Origin of the sequence: Pseudarthrobacter sp. YAF2 (assembly GCF_052113345.1) — a bacterium.
In the GTDB taxonomy this organism is placed as follows: Bacteria; Actinomycetota; Actinomycetes; order Actinomycetales; family Micrococcaceae; genus Arthrobacter.
The window spans coordinates 59926-73470 of sequence record NZ_JBFRDA010000009.1; the positions used below are offsets into that span (position 1 = coordinate 59926).

The 13545-nt window shown below is 66.0% G+C and carries 14 protein-coding genes; 6 read left to right on the forward strand and 8 right to left on the reverse strand.

Annotated elements, in window-relative coordinates; all coding sequences use genetic code 11:
* Positions 1-29: 29 nt before the first annotated feature.
* Positions 30-1469 carry an amino acid permease gene (locus AB4Y79_RS10805; protein ID WP_441861329.1) on the forward strand — a complete coding sequence of 480 codons (1440 nt, stop codon included), beginning with the start codon at positions 30-32 and terminating at the stop codon, positions 1467-1469.
* Positions 1470-1618: 149 nt separating this feature from the next.
* Positions 1619-2392, forward strand: a complete 774-nt coding sequence (locus AB4Y79_RS10810) for an IclR family transcriptional regulator (protein WP_441861795.1) — start codon at positions 1619-1621, stop codon at positions 2390-2392.
* Between the two features lie 16 nt (positions 2393-2408).
* On the opposite strand, the gene AB4Y79_RS10815 is transcribed toward AB4Y79_RS10810, so the two are convergent.
* From AB4Y79_RS10815 to AB4Y79_RS10825, 3 genes are read right to left on the reverse strand one after another with little or no spacing between them, the layout of a single operon-like run.
* Positions 2409-3185 (reverse strand): IclR family transcriptional regulator, encoded by a 777-nt coding sequence (locus AB4Y79_RS10815; protein ID WP_441861331.1) that lies wholly within the window; start codon positions 3183-3185, stop codon positions 2409-2411.
* Positions 3186-3215: 30 nt separating this feature from the next.
* Entirely contained in the window at positions 3216-3965 is a 750-nt protein-coding gene (locus AB4Y79_RS10820) for a cyclase family protein (protein WP_441861333.1), read from the reverse strand.
* Entirely contained in the window at positions 3962-4411 is a 450-nt protein-coding gene (locus tag AB4Y79_RS10825) for a hypothetical protein (protein ID WP_441861335.1), read from the reverse strand. The genes AB4Y79_RS10820 and AB4Y79_RS10825 overlap by 4 nt, the downstream gene beginning before the upstream one ends.
* 117 nt (positions 4412-4528) lie before the next feature.
* Between AB4Y79_RS10825 and mmuM the strand changes: the two genes are divergently transcribed.
* Together mmuM and AB4Y79_RS10835 are read left to right on the forward strand one after the other, a co-directional pair.
* Positions 4529-5476 (forward strand): homocysteine S-methyltransferase, encoded by a 948-nt coding sequence (mmuM, locus tag AB4Y79_RS10830; RefSeq protein ID WP_441861337.1) that lies wholly within the window; start codon positions 4529-4531, stop codon positions 5474-5476.
* A 67-nt stretch (positions 5477-5543) separates the two neighbouring features.
* The gene (locus AB4Y79_RS10835) at positions 5544-5894 is read left to right on the forward strand and encodes a DUF3846 domain-containing protein (protein ID WP_441861339.1); all 351 of its coding nucleotides are present in this window, start codon (positions 5544-5546) and stop codon (positions 5892-5894) included.
* A gap of 1 nt (position 5895) precedes the next feature.
* Here AB4Y79_RS10835 and AB4Y79_RS10840 read toward each other — a convergent pair whose 3' ends face one another.
* A complete protein-coding gene (locus AB4Y79_RS10840; protein ID WP_441861341.1) occupies positions 5896-6447 on the reverse strand; it encodes a dihydrofolate reductase family protein in 552 nt (183 codons plus the stop codon).
* A 220-nt stretch (positions 6448-6667) separates the two neighbouring features.
* Between AB4Y79_RS10840 and AB4Y79_RS10845 the strand changes: the two genes are divergently transcribed.
* Positions 6668-7108, forward strand: a complete 441-nt coding sequence (locus AB4Y79_RS10845; protein WP_441861343.1) for a hypothetical protein — start codon at positions 6668-6670, stop codon at positions 7106-7108.
* 11 nt (positions 7109-7119) lie between these two features.
* On the opposite strand, the gene AB4Y79_RS10850 is transcribed toward AB4Y79_RS10845, so the two are convergent.
* Positions 7120-9234, reverse strand: a complete 2115-nt coding sequence (locus AB4Y79_RS10850; protein ID WP_441861345.1) for a putative bifunctional diguanylate cyclase/phosphodiesterase — start codon at positions 9232-9234, stop codon at positions 7120-7122.
* A gap of 248 nt (positions 9235-9482) precedes the next feature.
* Entirely contained in the window at positions 9483-9752 is a 270-nt protein-coding gene (locus AB4Y79_RS10855; RefSeq protein WP_308931717.1) for a GlsB/YeaQ/YmgE family stress response membrane protein, read from the reverse strand.
* Positions 9753-9956: 204 nt separating this feature from the next.
* Between AB4Y79_RS10855 and AB4Y79_RS10860 the strand changes: the two genes are divergently transcribed.
* The gene (locus tag AB4Y79_RS10860) at positions 9957-10820 is read left to right on the forward strand and encodes an HAD hydrolase family protein (RefSeq protein WP_441861348.1); all 864 of its coding nucleotides are present in this window, start codon (positions 9957-9959) and stop codon (positions 10818-10820) included.
* Positions 10821-10822: 2 nt separating this feature from the next.
* Here the strand turns inward: AB4Y79_RS10860 and AB4Y79_RS10865 are convergent, their stop codons facing one another.
* Entirely contained in the window at positions 10823-12193 is a 1371-nt protein-coding gene (locus AB4Y79_RS10865; protein WP_441861350.1) for a UDP-glucose dehydrogenase family protein, read from the reverse strand.
* On the reverse strand, positions 12190-13347 hold the full coding sequence (locus AB4Y79_RS10870; RefSeq protein WP_441861352.1) for a glycosyltransferase family 4 protein: 1158 nt from the start codon (positions 13345-13347) through the stop codon (positions 12190-12192). Before AB4Y79_RS10870 ends, AB4Y79_RS10865 begins: the two co-directional genes overlap by 4 nt.
* Positions 13348-13545: the final 198 nt, after the last annotated feature.

Below are 13545 nucleotides of genomic sequence, written 5' to 3' on the forward strand. Positions count from 1 at the left end.
TCCCACCATTCCCCCACTGGAGGCATCTCTTGGAATCTTCGACCCCCCTTACCCTCAAGCCGGAGCCGGGTGCACCACCGGCCACGGAGTCGGGCCTGCGCCGCTCCATGGGACCCCGGCACCTTGTCATGATCGCCATGGGCGGCGTGATTGGTTCCGGCCTGTTCCTCAGCTCGGGTTACACCATTTCCCAGGCGGGCCCGCTGGGCGCCGTCCTTGCCTACCTGGTGGGCGCCTTCGTGGTTTATCTGGTGATGGCCTGCCTGGGTGAGCTCGCCATTGCGTATCCCGTGTCCGGGGCATTCCATATCTATGCTGCGCGGTCCATCGGTCCCGCCACCGGATTCGCCACAGCGTGGCTTTACTGGCTGTGCTGGGCCGTCGCCATCGGATCCGAGTTCACAGCCTCGGGCCTGCTGATGCAGCGGTGGTTCCCCGGCGTTGATGTGTGGGTCTGGTGCCTCGTGTTTGCCGCTACGCTGTTCGGCCTCAACGCGGTGTCGTCCAGGTTCTTCGGTGAGTCGGAATTCTGGTTCGCCATCATCAAGGTGGGCGCCATCATTGCGCTCATCGTCCTGGGCGGGGCGGCCCTCCTGGGCTTCCACCCGCTGAGCGGATCCGGCGCCCATCCTTTCCTGTTCGAGAATTTCAACACCGATGGCGGGCTCTTTCCCAACGGATTCACCGGGGTCCTCGTGACCGCGCTCGCGGTCTTTTACGCCTTCTCGGGCTCCGAACTCATTGGCGTAGCCGCGGGCGAGACGAAGGACCCCGCCACGAGCATCCCCAAGGCGATGCGCAGCACGGTAATCCGCCTCCTGGTGTTCTTCGTAGGTGCTATCGCTGTCATTGCGGCAACCATTCCTTACACGGAAGTTGGGCTCGACGAGAGCCCGTTCGTGACTGTGTTCACGGCTACCGGTGTTCCTTTCGCCGCCGACCTGATGAACTTCGTCATCATCACTGCGCTGCTGTCGGCCGGGAACAGTGGCTTGTTCTCATGCGCCAGGATGCTCTACTCCCTCGCCGACGAAGGCCAGGCGCCCCAGGCACTCAAGAAGTTGACGGGGCGCGGCATTCCCATGATCGCGCTCTCGGTGAGCATGCTCGGCGGCCTGGCCTCGCTCATCAGCAGCGTGGTCGCCCCGGAGACTGTTTACCTGGCGCTCGTTTCGGTGGCCGGCTTCGCTGTGGTGGGAGTGTGGATGTCCATCACTGCCTCGCATTTCTTCCATCGGCGGTCTTTTGTCCGGAACGGCGGGGACGTTTCCGCTTTGCCGTACCGTGCCCCGCTCTTCCCGCTGGTTCCGGTCCTGGCGTTTTCCCTCTGCGTCGTTTCCCTCGTAGGCATAGCCTTTGACCCGGCCCAGGTCGCGGCCCTGTACTTTGGCGTGCCTTTCGTTGCGGCCTGCTACGGCTACTTTCACCTCAGGTACGGGCGGAAGTCCCGGGCCGGTCTGGCGAACTAGGGCAAGACGACTTTCCGGGGCCTGGTGCAGACGGCGGAACCGCCTGCGCCGGGCCCCGGCCTTTGGGCGGGTCCCGGTGTTGCTTTTGGGCCGTCAAAGCTTTGCCCGTGTGAGGATAGGCTGGTTGCCGGTCGGAAGGAGCAGTGAGCGTGGAGAACTCCCCGGAGGCGTCATCGCTGGCGCAGGGGCTGCGGATCATGCGTTTGGTGGTGGACCGGGAAAAGGCCGGCAAGCAGCTCTTAGGCGTCTCGCAGCTGGCTGCCGAGCTGGATATGGACCAAAGCCGTGTCTCCCGCCTGACGCAGGAGCTTTGCGAGCTTGGCCTCCTGGAACGCCGAGAGCGGGGTCCGTTCCGGGTGGGAAGCGGCTTCTTTGGCCTGGCCGCCACACTTAACACCGGCTGGATACGGGACGCAGGAGCGGAACTCGAAACACTGGTGGCCGCAACGGGGCTGCGTGCCCGGGTATCCGTCCGTGACGGTTACCGGGTCATCCTGCTGCTGGCGTCCAGCAACGATTCACAGGCCGGCAGCTTCGTCCAGCCCGGCATGGTCACCCCCGTCTGGTGTACGGGATCGGGGCGGGCCCTGATGTGGGACCACAGGCGGCGCGGTTTTGAGGCTTTGCTCTCCGACGTGAATTTCGTCGGGGTCGGGGGCCCTGGCGCTCCGCATTCCAGCGCGGAGGCCTGGGACTTGATGGCCAGGGACAAGCCCCGGGGCTATGTTGTTGCTGCTGAGGAGTTTGAGCACGGCATCACTGAAGTGGCCGTACCCATCCGCGATGCGGAGGGCGGCATCCTGGCTTCGCTCAGTGCGCTGGGCAGCCGGGTCGATGTTGATGTTCGGACCGGGGAAGTGGCGGATATTCTCGCCGGGGCCGCAGCCAGGCTCGGATCAGGTCGTCTCGCGGTGCATCAATAACGGCCGGCCGCGGCGACTATGGACGATTGTGCTGCGAATGCCCTCCGAGCATGGCCTCGAGCCATTCACCTTCTTCGCGGAGCGCTTTCGCGTGGTCGGCCTGCCTGGGCTCGATGCGGCTCTTCAGGCCAACCACTTGCAGCGCGGCCACTACTTCACCCCTGAAGTCCCTGATGGGCACGGCCAGCGAGTAAAGCCCCGGTTCCGCTTCCTCGTCCACGATTGAATAACCGCGTAAGCGTGCCTCCTTGAGGCGCGCCAGGAAGTCCTCAACGTTGGCTGGCGTGTTAGGGCCGTGCTGCTGGAATGGCACGGACGCGAAAGTTTTGCGAACCTCTTCATCGGAGGTTTCCCAAAAAAGCGCCTGCCCGGCGTCGCTGCAGTAGGCAGGGTAGGGCCGGCCCAGCCAGGAGCCCACCATTCTGCTGCTGGCGGGGATGCTTTCACCTACCGTAACGGTGCTGTTGCCGCTGAGAACGCCCAGGAAGCACCCCTCGTCGGTCTGGCCCGAAAGGTGCTCCAAGGCGGCTGCCCCGTCGGAATGCAGCCGACGGCGGGTCAGCAGCTGCGCGTCCGTCAAGACGCTCCAGTCCAGGGCAAAGGTGCGCTGGGGCGTCCGCTGCAGGAACCCCTCCTGCTCCGCTGTCCGCAAGCTCCTGGAGACCTGGCTGCGGTCCTTGCCGAGGTCCGCGGCGATCTCGGCCACGGTGCCGCCGGAGAGGCCGCGGGCGTGGCGCTCCCCGGCAGCCAGGACTGCCATGATTCCCCGCCCCATGCTTGTTGTCCTCAACATGGTCCGAGTCTAGATGACCCTTCGCGGCGGTCAGGAGATGGCGAAGACGCGGGCGGGAAAGCCGCTTCCTTCACGTGGCTTTGCCCAGCTGGCTATTATCACGGCACCGGACTCCGGAAGGCCGGTCAGGTCCGCCAACAGCTCTATCTGCCAGCGGTCCTGGGCGAGGATGTAGGTTTCCAGGCTGAAGTCGCCCTGCGACGTTGCCAGCCCGGGATCCGTGTCCGTTTGCTCGTGCCCTACAGCCGAGATCGAACGTTCCTCGACAAGGAAGGAGAGCACCTCCGGGGACCAGCCGGGAGTGTGGCTTACGCCGTCGGCGTCTTTGTTGGCCATGGCCTCACCATCCGGCCACCGCCGGCTCCACCCGGTCCTCAGTGCGACGAAGGATCCTGCGGGAATCGTTCCGTTCCGGTCCTCCCAGTCCCGCACGTCCTGCATGACAGGGGTGGCATCAGGATCATTCTCGACGCGCCGGGTGATGTCCAGCACCACAAGGGGAAGGATCATGTCCTGGACCGGAATCCGGTCCAGGGTGCGGCCGCCGCGGATGAAGTGCGACGGCGGGTCCACATGCGTTCCCCACTGCCCGACGATCGAATATCGGTGGGCCGTGAATCCGTCGCCTTTTTCAAGATCGAAAAGCGCCTCCCGGCTTTCGTCCGGAAAGGCGGAGAAACGGGGCTGGCCCGGGTGGAAGGTGTGGGTGAGATCCGTGAATGTCCTGCCTGCCAGCGCGGACTGAAGCGCGGGCCAGGCGGCGGTGGTGGTGAGGGTCATGATGCTGCCGCCGTCGAAGGAGTCTTACGTCGCAGGCCGCCGGCAACGCTGAGTGGGCCGGTCACCTCGATGACGGGCAGTTCCCACGGGTGGATGGCCACCAGTTCCTGCATGGCCCGCTCCAGGACGGCGTCGTCCAGGGAAGCATCAAAGTAGGTGGTGAACACGAACGTGGGCGACAGGGTCTGTTCGCCCACCCTGCCGAGGGTGGGCGTTGCCCCTTCGCCGCAGGAGAATCCCTCGAACCCGATTCCGGATTCGAAGACGTGCTTGTAGTTCCCGAAATCACCAAGGTCCGGGAACTTCTTAACGGCGTGCAGGAGTCCCGCCAGCCCAGGATCCTGCTGGACCGCGCCAGCATCTCCGGCGGCTATACGGCCGAAGGTTTCTGCGCTGATCGGCCAATGGACCCGTAGCTTGCGGACGCTGTTCAGGTGCACACTCACGAAATTTCCTCCTGTGGTGGTCGTCGATGCTGTCATGGTGGCACAGAGTGATATTCATTACAAGCATGAAAACTTGTCTATAATGAGTAAAAACGCCAACAATCGACCGGAGTTGCGATGTCCCACCGCCTTTCCCTGTCCACCTCGCTTGGAGAGAATGCCGGCTTGATCTCCGATGGCGCCCTTGCCACCGAACTCGAGGCACGCGGCTGCGATCTGAACGATCCGCTGTGGTCCGCCAAGGTCCTCCTGGAACAGCCCGGACTGATCAGGGACGTGCACCGGGACTACTTCGCCGCCGGTGCGAACATCGCCACCACCGCCAGCTACCAGGCAACGCCCCAGGGCTTTGCCGCCCGTGGGATCGGTGGGCAGGAGGCTCTGGACCTTGTCGACTTGTCAGTCCGGCTGGCGGACGAGGCGCGGCGGGAGCACCTGGCAGACCACCCGGACGCGGGTCCGCTGCTGGTCGCGGGCTCCGTGGGACCGTATGGCGCCTACCTCGCCGACGGTTCCGAATACCGGGGCGATTACCTCCTCAGCCCGGCGGAGTTCCGGGCTTTCCACCGGCCCCGCATCGCTGCCCTGGTGCAGGCCGGCGTCGACGTCCTGGCCTGTGAAACGCTGCCCTCTTCCGCCGAGACGGAGGCGCTGCTGGCACTTACAGCAGAAGCCGGCGTCGACTCCTGGTTCTCCTTTACCCTGCGCGATGAAGCCCATATCAGCGACGGCACACCCCTGGAGGAGGTTGCCAACCTCCTCGATGCGCACCCGCACGTGGCCGCGGTCGGAGTCAACTGCGTTCCCCTGCACCTGGTGACCCCGGCGCTCTCAGTTCTGCGGCAGCACACGGACAAGCCCCTGCTGGCCTACCCGAACTCCGGTGAGACCTACCATCCGGAAACCAAGACCTGGGGCGCACCCGGGACCGGCGGAACGGCGGATGCGGCACCCCTGGACCTCGCCGGTGGATTCCCTGCCTGGCGGAAGATGGGCGCCCGCATCATCGGCGGCTGCTGCCGGACCACCCCCGGCGACATCGCCGCCGTCGCAGCCGCCCGCTAAGGCACTGACCGCACCCTCGGGAACACGGCACTCTCCACAGGTGTTAAACCCTGTGGAGAGACCAATCATGGACAGCAGAACTTACACAGCACTCGTTGTACCGGCCAACAACGCCGAGCCCATCCGCATAGCGCAGGTGGCCGCGGACCTGCCGGCCCTGGAAGCCCTGGTGGACGGGCCGCTTGAATCCGTGATCCGCGGCGACTGGCACGTCTACCTGAACGCCGAAAGCGTTGCCCTGCTGTTGCCCGTGAACTTCCGTGCCGGCCAGCTCATGCACGAATGCGGCCTCGACCTGGACGGGATCCGCGGCACCGCCGTCTTCCTCGGCCGCGGCGAACACGGGGCCGAGGCGGATATCCCGGACCACCTGCCCCGGCTCGCCGAGGAGCTTTTCGGGGCGCCGCTGGCGGCGTGACCTACTCGGCCCGCACCCCATAAGTGCTGAGCACGTTGCCTTTGCTGGTCCGGGACTGCTCCTGCAGCACCAGGCGGGTCAACGGGTCGCCGTCCTCGAACAGGCGGCGGCCGGTGCCTGCGATGACCGGATGGGTCATCAGTTGAAGCGAATCCAGCAGCCCGGCAAACAGCAGCTGCCGCACCACGGAGATGCTGCCGCACACGGCGATTTCGCCGCCGTCGCGCTCCTTCAGGCCGGCCACGAATTCCTCAAGCGGCGCATCCATCAGCTGCGAGTTCTCCCACTCCAGCGGCCCCGTCAGGGTCCGCGACGCCACGTACTTCTCCACGGGGTTGATGAAGGCGGCAAAGTCCTGGTCGGCGGAGGCATTGGGCCAATAGCCAGCCCACTCCTGATAGCTGACACGGCCCAGCACCACGGTGTCCACGGTGTTCATCATCCTGGTCAGCCCCTGGCCGAGTTCCTCATCGAAGCTGTCGAACTGGAACTTGAACGGTTCTGACACCACCCCGTCGACTGAGTGGAACAGGCCGGCAGTGACTTTGCGCATGGATCCTCCATTGTTCGAGCGGTCAGCCTTACGCTATGTGCCGACGGGCGTTGGGCGGAAGGGCCCGGCACCGCATTTTCGAACCCGGAATCCGTACGACGCCGGGCGCCCGGGTTAGTTTGGTCACTCGCCGTGGCGTCTTGCGCAGTTTCGCGCGGGCCGGGCCCCATACTTGTCTTGAACGGCCTTCGCCGTCTCCCGGCCAGGCAGGAGGAAGTGCATGGAAACCCTGAAAAAAATCGTGACCAACCAGTATTTCCCTGCCGGATCCGTGCTGACGGCCGTCCTGCTCTTCTGGGTGGTGGGCTTGCTCGGAGGCCTGTCGCTGCTGAACAACAACCAGCCGCCGCTGACCACGCTGACCTGGCTGCTGTTCGTCTACTCGGCGGCGGTCCTCAGCCCCGTCGCGGGACTGCTGGCCGGCATCGACCTGGTCCGCCGCTGGCGCCGCAACCGTGCCGCCGCTCCGGAAACCCGTTCCGAACCCGATGCTCAAGACTTCGGTGACCCGGCGGCGTCGGACTCCAGCGCTGCAGCCGCACCCGCACCTGCCGGCCCCGCCGAAGCAGGGCCCGCCACATCCTCTCCCGCCGCCACACAAACGTCGCGGCCGCCACTGCCCGCGAAAAAGCCGCGGCAATCGGGCCGGGAAGCAGCCTAAGCATTCCTGCCCTAGCGACCCTTGAGCGCGTTGAGCGCCTCTTCGGCGTGACGCAGGGCCGGTATCAGCCTGTCGCCCGGCTCGGGCAGCGAGAACAGGTAGCCCTGCAACGAATCGCACTCGAGGGCTGTCAGGTAGTCTGCTTGCGCCGCCGTCTCGATGCCTTCCGCGGTGACGGTCAGGCCCAGGCTGTGGGCCATGTTGATCATGGAGCTGAGGATCGGTAACCGCTCGTTGCCGGTCCGCACCATGGACACGAAGGTCTTATCGATCTTGACCGTGTCCACGGGCAGCTCCTGCAGCCGGCCAAGCGAGGAGTAGCCGGTGCCGAAGTCGTCCAGCGCCACCCGGGCGCCGGCGTTCCGCAACGTCCCGAGCTGATCGATCAGGCCGCGGTCCGCGTCAAAAAAGACGCTCTCGGTCACTTCCAGGACCAGTTGATAGGGCGCCACGCCGCTGGCTTCCGCGAGCTTGAGGACCGTCTCGGCGAAGTCTGCCTCCTGCAACTGCACGCCGGAGACATTCACGGCCAGGGACCGCGATGGATCTTCGCTGAGCCAGCGTGCCAGCTGCACCATGCCGCTGGCCATCACCTCGGCCCCGATCTCGTTGATCAGGCCGGTGCGCTCGGCGAGCGGAATGAAGATCGACGGCGGGACCCGCTCGCCGCCGCGGTCCCACCGGGCCAGTGCCTCCAGCTGGACCACCTGCCCCATGCGGTGCGAGACGATCGGCTGGAAATCCACCGTGATCTCGCCGCGTGGAACGGCCAGTTGCAAGCCACTTTCCATGTGCGTCCGCTGCACCAGTGCCTCCATCATGTCCGGGTGGAAGCGCAGGAAGCGGTTCTTGCCGGCAGCCTTGGCCGCGTACATGGCGATATCCGCGTGCCTGAGCAGCTCGGAGGGACCCACGCTGTCCTGCCCCAGGGAGGCAAGCCCCAGGCTAAGGCTTGGGCGCAGAGCCGTGCCGCCGATGGTCACGGGAACATGCAGGCACCGCACGATGCACGCTGCGATCTCCTCGGGATCGGGGCAGGCTGTCAGGAGCACCACGAATTCGTCGCCACCCAACCGTGCCACCACGTCCGCCATGGGGGCGCAGCCGCGGAGCCGGCGTGCCACTTCCACCAGCATGTCATCGCCGGCCTGGTGGCCAAGGATGTCATTGACCTCCTTGAAGTCGTCCAGGTCAAGGAGCAGGACGTCAACCGTCTTCAGCCGTGGCTCCGCAAGGGAGTTCGTGAGGGCCTCGTTGAATACCGCCCGGTTCGCGAGGCCCGTCAGCGGGTCCTGGAAGGCCATGGCCCGCAACTTTTCGGCCTGTTCGGCGAGATCCTTCAATGCTTGGTGGGCCTGCTCCTGTGCCCTCCGCCGGGGCGTTGCGTCCCGGAAGCTCCACACCCGGCCCACGATTTTCTCACCCACCCGCTGGGGGCGGGAGTATCGCTCAAACGTGCGCCCGTCGAGCAGCTCAACGACGTCGTGACTTTCGCCGGACGGGTCCCCCTGGACTTCGTTCAGCCGGGCGGTGAAGGCAGCCGGATTGGATACTTGCCGCATGACCAGCCGCACCGCAGGCTCGTCACTGTCCGCTTCCATGAATTCGGGCGGGATGCCCCACATGGTGAGGAACTGTTCATTGAATCCTGCCACCTTGCCGTCGGTGCCCATCACCAGGATTCCGTCCGCAGTGGATTCAAGGGTGGCGGTGAGCAGGGACATGGCTTCGCGCAGGCCTTCGTTGGCTGCGTGGCGGTGTGCCGTCCCGCGGGCGGAGAGCAGAAGGTGTACACCGGCGGGTCCGGTTTGCCCGGAGGGGATGCCGGGAGGACCGGCCGGCGGTACAGCAGGGAGGAGGGCCACGGCAACCTCCACGGGGAACTCGGTTCCATCGCCGTGCAGGCCGGTGATTTCATGCGGCGGCAGAGGCTGCTGCGGTTGGGCCAGGAGTTGACGGAAGAGGTGCGCCACCTCATCGCGGAATCCTTCGGCGATCAGGGGACGGTGGTCCAGGCCGGGAAACGCCTCCTGCGGCAACCCGAACAGCCGTGCTGCAGCGGCGTTTGCGGACAGGATAATGCCGTCCGTATTCAGGGCCAGCAGTGCATCCGGGCTGGCGTTCATGACCACGCCAAAAATTTGTAATGCCACATCATTGCCACGGCCCGAAAAACCGGTCATAACACCACCCCTCCGCCATCATAAAGGGCAGATCCGCAAATTGGGCGGCCACCCCGTAAAGCAGTTGGGTCGACTCTCTGTTTTGCCCGGGCATTCATCGGACTTTTGGCCGTGCATTCATCGCGGACGTAAAAAGCGCCGTCTTCCTTGGGGGAGTCCGGCGCCTCTTACTGAAGTGGTGGGCGGTGCGGCTACACCCTGCGGCCGCTGCGGTTGGCGATTGCCCCGTAGACCAGCAGCACGATGATCGAGCCGAGGATCGCCAGCAGCCACGTCCTGATATCGAAGAATTCGGCAAGGCCGCCGCCAAAGATCAGTGATCCGATCCAGCCGCCCAAAATGGCCCCCACAACTCCGAGGACCAGGGTTACCACCCAGCCGCCGCCTTGGCGGCCCGGAAGGATGGCCTTGGCGATGGCGCCGGCGATCAGGCCCAAAATGAGAAATCCGAGAATGCCCATGTTGTCACTCCTTGTCAGTAAGTTGTGCCGGGCCCCCATTTCCGGTTCCCTTATTCAATCAGCAGGCTTATTAGTCTGCAAGGCTTTCATTATCACAGGATGGCTGTCAGTTTGGGGCCTGGAATGCGGTATCTGCGCCTGCCCGGGTGCCGGAGGGGTGGGGATAGGATTTGGATGTCCCGCAACCAACCAAGGAGCCCAGGCATGCCCAGCCAGACCGCCAGGCGGCGTGCCGTCTTCCTTGACATCGACGGAACCTATGCAGACCACGGCCTGGCCCCGGATGCACACGTGGCGGCGGTCCGGACCGCCCGCAGGCTGGGCCACCTGGTCTTCGTGTGCACCGGGCGTCCGCTGTCCATGGTGCCCGGCCACATCCTGGATGCCGGCTTCGACGGCACCATCACGGGAGCCGGCGCCAGGGTGGAAGTCAATGGCGTGGTCCTCAGCGACCAGCGCTTTGAGCCGGAACTGGCGGCGCTCATCGTGGAAACCCTCGATGCGCACGGGGCCGCCTACATCCTGGAAGCACCCGAGGCCCTGCACGGCCGCACCGGCGTGGACCAGCGGCTGAGGGAGGTCCTTGGCCCCATCTTCGCCGGCCGCCCCCAACACGAGGGAATCCTCAGCACCGACGTGGATCCGCTGGAGGACATCCTGGGGCCGATGCAATACAGCGACGACCTCCGGAGCACGTCCTACGCCAAGATCTCCGTCTTCGATTCGCCGGTCCCGCTAAAGGGGCTGATCGAAAAGCTCGGCCCGGACGTCGGACTGATCCCGAGTTCACTGTCAGCGCTGGGAGACCGTGCCGGGGAGATCTTCATGGCAGGCATGCATAAGGCGGTGGGCATCCAGGTGGTGGAAGCCCGGCTTGGCCTCCACCGCGCCGACATTGTGGCTATCGGTGACAGTGCCAACGATATTGAAATGCTGGAATACGCCGGGGTGGGCATTGCCGTGGAAGGCGGCCACCCGGGGGTCCTTGCCGTGGCCGACAGGACCACCGCCGGGCCGGCAGGCGCAGGAGTTGCATTGGCGTTCGCCGATCTGGGGCTCCTGGGCTGAACTCAGCGGACTGCAGCCGCGGCCGAGACAGCGACGGCGGAGGTTCCGAGTCCGCGAACCGTCCAGCCTTCCCCCTGCCACGCAGCAGCGTCCAGCACGTTCCGCGCGTCCAGGACCAGCCGTCGTCGGACCAGCTGCCCGGCGGCCACCGGGCAGAGCTGCCGGTACTCATCCCACTCGGTGAGCAGCAGCACCAGCTCGGCGTCCTGGAGTGCCCGCCCGGTGGACACTTCGAACCGGAGCCGGGGGTAGCGGCGCCACGCATGGTTCACCGCCTGGGGGTCGGTAACGGTGACGTGCGCCCCGGCGGCGGCCAGCCGGTCCGCCACGTCCAGGGCGGGGGAGTCGCGGATGTCGTCCGTGTCCGGCTTGAAGGACGCGCCAAGTACGGTGATGGAACGCCCTGCCAACGTGCCGCCGCACATCTTCAATGCGAGGTCAACCGTGCGCTGCCGCTGGCCCAGGTTCACCGAATCGACCAGGCCCATCCAGTCCCGCACCGCGGAGACTCCCAGCGCAGTGGCCTGGGTACGGAAACTGCGGATGTCCTTGGGGAGGCAGCCGCCGCCGAAACCCAGGCCCGCGTGCAGGTACCGGCTGCCGATCCTCGGGTCCAGCCCCATCGCCTCGCTGAGTTCGCTGACATCGGCGCCGGCGGCGTCGCACAATTCGGCGACGGCATTGATGAAGCTGACCTTGGTGGCAAGGTACGCGTTCGCGGCCGACTTGATGAGTTCCGCCGTGGCAAAGTTGCAGACAAGCCGGGGGATCCCGGCGCGGAGCAACGGTTCATAGACAGCGTCCAGTGCCGCCGTCACACCCAGCGGCGCCCCAGTAGCGGGGTTGAAGGCCGCGGCCCGGCCGCCCTCCACGCCGTACACCAGCCGGTCCGGCACCAGTGAGTCCTTGACGGCCGTGCCCTGCCGCAGGAACTCGGGGTTCCAGCCGAGCAGCACGTCAGGCCGCGGCGCCAGCACACCCCGGAGCATGTCCACGGTGCCCACGGGCACCGTGGATTTGCCAACGACGACGGCGCCCGCGGCCAGGTGCGGCAGCAAGGCTTCCGTCGCGGAGACCAGGAAGGTGAGGTCGGCGGCGTCGGACGTCTTGTCCTGCGGCGTCCCCACGCACAGGAAGTGCACCTGCGCTGCCCCGGCCTCGGCGGGGTCGGTGGAGAAGTGCAGCCGGCCGGTGGAGTGGCCGTCCCGGAGGAGCTCATCGAGTCCGGGCTCGTGGAACGGCGCCACGCCACGGGCCAGCTGCGCCACCTTGGCGGGATCGACGTCGATGCCCACCACGGTGTGGCCCATGGACGCCAGTGTTGCCGCATGGACGGCTCCGAGGTAACCGCAACCGATCACGGAGATTTTCACAGTTTCGCTCCTTTGCTGTTGACCGGCTCCGATGACACCGGCACGTCAGCGATGACGTCGGTGTAGTGCTGCACCAGCTCGGTGCAGAGGGCAGGCCAGGTTCTGTCCTGCACCGAGGCGTGGGCCGCGGCGGCGAACGCGCGGCGCTTGGCGTCGTCGCCCATCAGGTCCTGCACGCGGGCACGCAGGGCTGACAGGTCGCCCGGTTCGTACAGCCACCCGGTCCGCGAATTCTCCACCAGGTCCAAGGGGCCGCCCCGGCCCGTGGCCACCACCGGCACACCCGATGCCATGGCCTCCTGGATGGTTTGGCAAAAGGTTTCGAACTCGCCCGGATGGACGAACAAGTCGAACGACGCCACCGCGCGTGCCAGCTCGTCGCCGCCCAGGAATCCCGTGAATGCCGCACCGGGGAGTGCAGCCTCCAGGGCGGCCCGCTGCGGCCCGTCGCCTACGACCACCAACTTTGTGTTGGGGATCCCGGCCAGTGCGGCGAGGTCTTCCACCTGTTTTTCCACCGCGAGCCTGCCAACGTAGCCGATGATCCGCTCGCCCCCCGGCGAAACCGAAGCCCGCCACCCGTCGTCGCGCTTTTCCGGCGAGAACCGCGCGGTATCCACGCCGCGCCGCCACATCCGCACCCGGGGAATGCCGCGCCCGCGCAACTGGTTCAGCGCGAACGTTGACGGCACCAGGGTGCGCGTGGCCAGCAGGTGGATGTTCTCCACGCGGTTCCAGGCCCAGTTCTCCAGGAACGGCACCCCGTACCGGGCGGCGTAACTGGGAACCTCGGTCTGGTAGATGGCCACCGACGGGATGCCGAGCTGATGGGCCGCCTGGGCCGCCCGCCAGCCCAGCACGAACGGCGAGGCAAGGTGCACCACGTCAGGGGCGTACTCGGCAAGGATTCGCTTGACCCGGTACACACCCCCCAGCGCCACCCGCACATTCGTATACCCCGCCAGGGGAACCGCGGGAAGCCGGTGGACCTCCGCGCCTTTGACCTGGCCAGGCGCTTGCCCGTCATGGGCGGACGGCGCAATGACCAGGACGTCATCGCCCCGCTCCTGAAGGTGGTCCAGGACCCGCAGGATTGAATGGGTGACGCCATTCATCAGCGGCAAAAATGATTCGGCAACGATTGCGATCCTCACCCTTCAACCGTGGGTGCCAGCCTTGAAATGGCGGGGGAGGGGGCGTGACCCGCAGGGAAAGGTTGGGTGAACAGCTGCCCCTGGACCAGAAAGATACTAAGTAGCCTTGGCATTCGATGCTAAGCATGCTTACGTTATAGGGGAGCAACGCCAGCCTCAAGCAGCCGGGGCGGGGCCGGGTGCCGGGACGAAACCCGG

Excerpts from the sequence above, each read along its gene's own strand:
- AB4Y79_RS10815 (WP_441861331.1), bottom strand. The coding sequence starts at position 3,185 with ATGTTGAGGACAACAAGCATGGGGCGGGGAATCATGGCAGTCCTGGCT.
- AB4Y79_RS10820 (WP_441861333.1), bottom strand. The coding sequence starts at position 3,965 with ATGACCCTCACCACCACCGCCGCCTGGCCCGCGCTTCAGTCCGCGCTG.
- mmuM (WP_441861337.1), top strand. The coding sequence starts at position 4,529 with ATGTCCCACCGCCTTTCCCTGTCCACCTCGCTTGGAGAGAATGCCGGC.
- AB4Y79_RS10835 (WP_441861339.1), top strand. The coding sequence starts at position 5,544 with ATGGACAGCAGAACTTACACAGCACTCGTTGTACCGGCCAACAACGCC.
- AB4Y79_RS10840 (WP_441861341.1), bottom strand. The coding sequence starts at position 6,447 with ATGCGCAAAGTCACTGCCGGCCTGTTCCACTCAGTCGACGGGGTGGTG.
- AB4Y79_RS10845 (WP_441861343.1), top strand. The coding sequence starts at position 6,668 with ATGGAAACCCTGAAAAAAATCGTGACCAACCAGTATTTCCCTGCCGGA.
- AB4Y79_RS10850 (WP_441861345.1), bottom strand. The coding sequence starts at position 9,234 with ATGAACGCCAGCCCGGATGCACTGCTGGCCCTGAATACGGACGGCATT.
- AB4Y79_RS10855 (WP_308931717.1), bottom strand. The coding sequence starts at position 9,752 with ATGGGCATTCTCGGATTTCTCATTTTGGGCCTGATCGCCGGCGCCATC.
- AB4Y79_RS10860 (WP_441861348.1), top strand. The coding sequence starts at position 9,957 with ATGCCCAGCCAGACCGCCAGGCGGCGTGCCGTCTTCCTTGACATCGAC.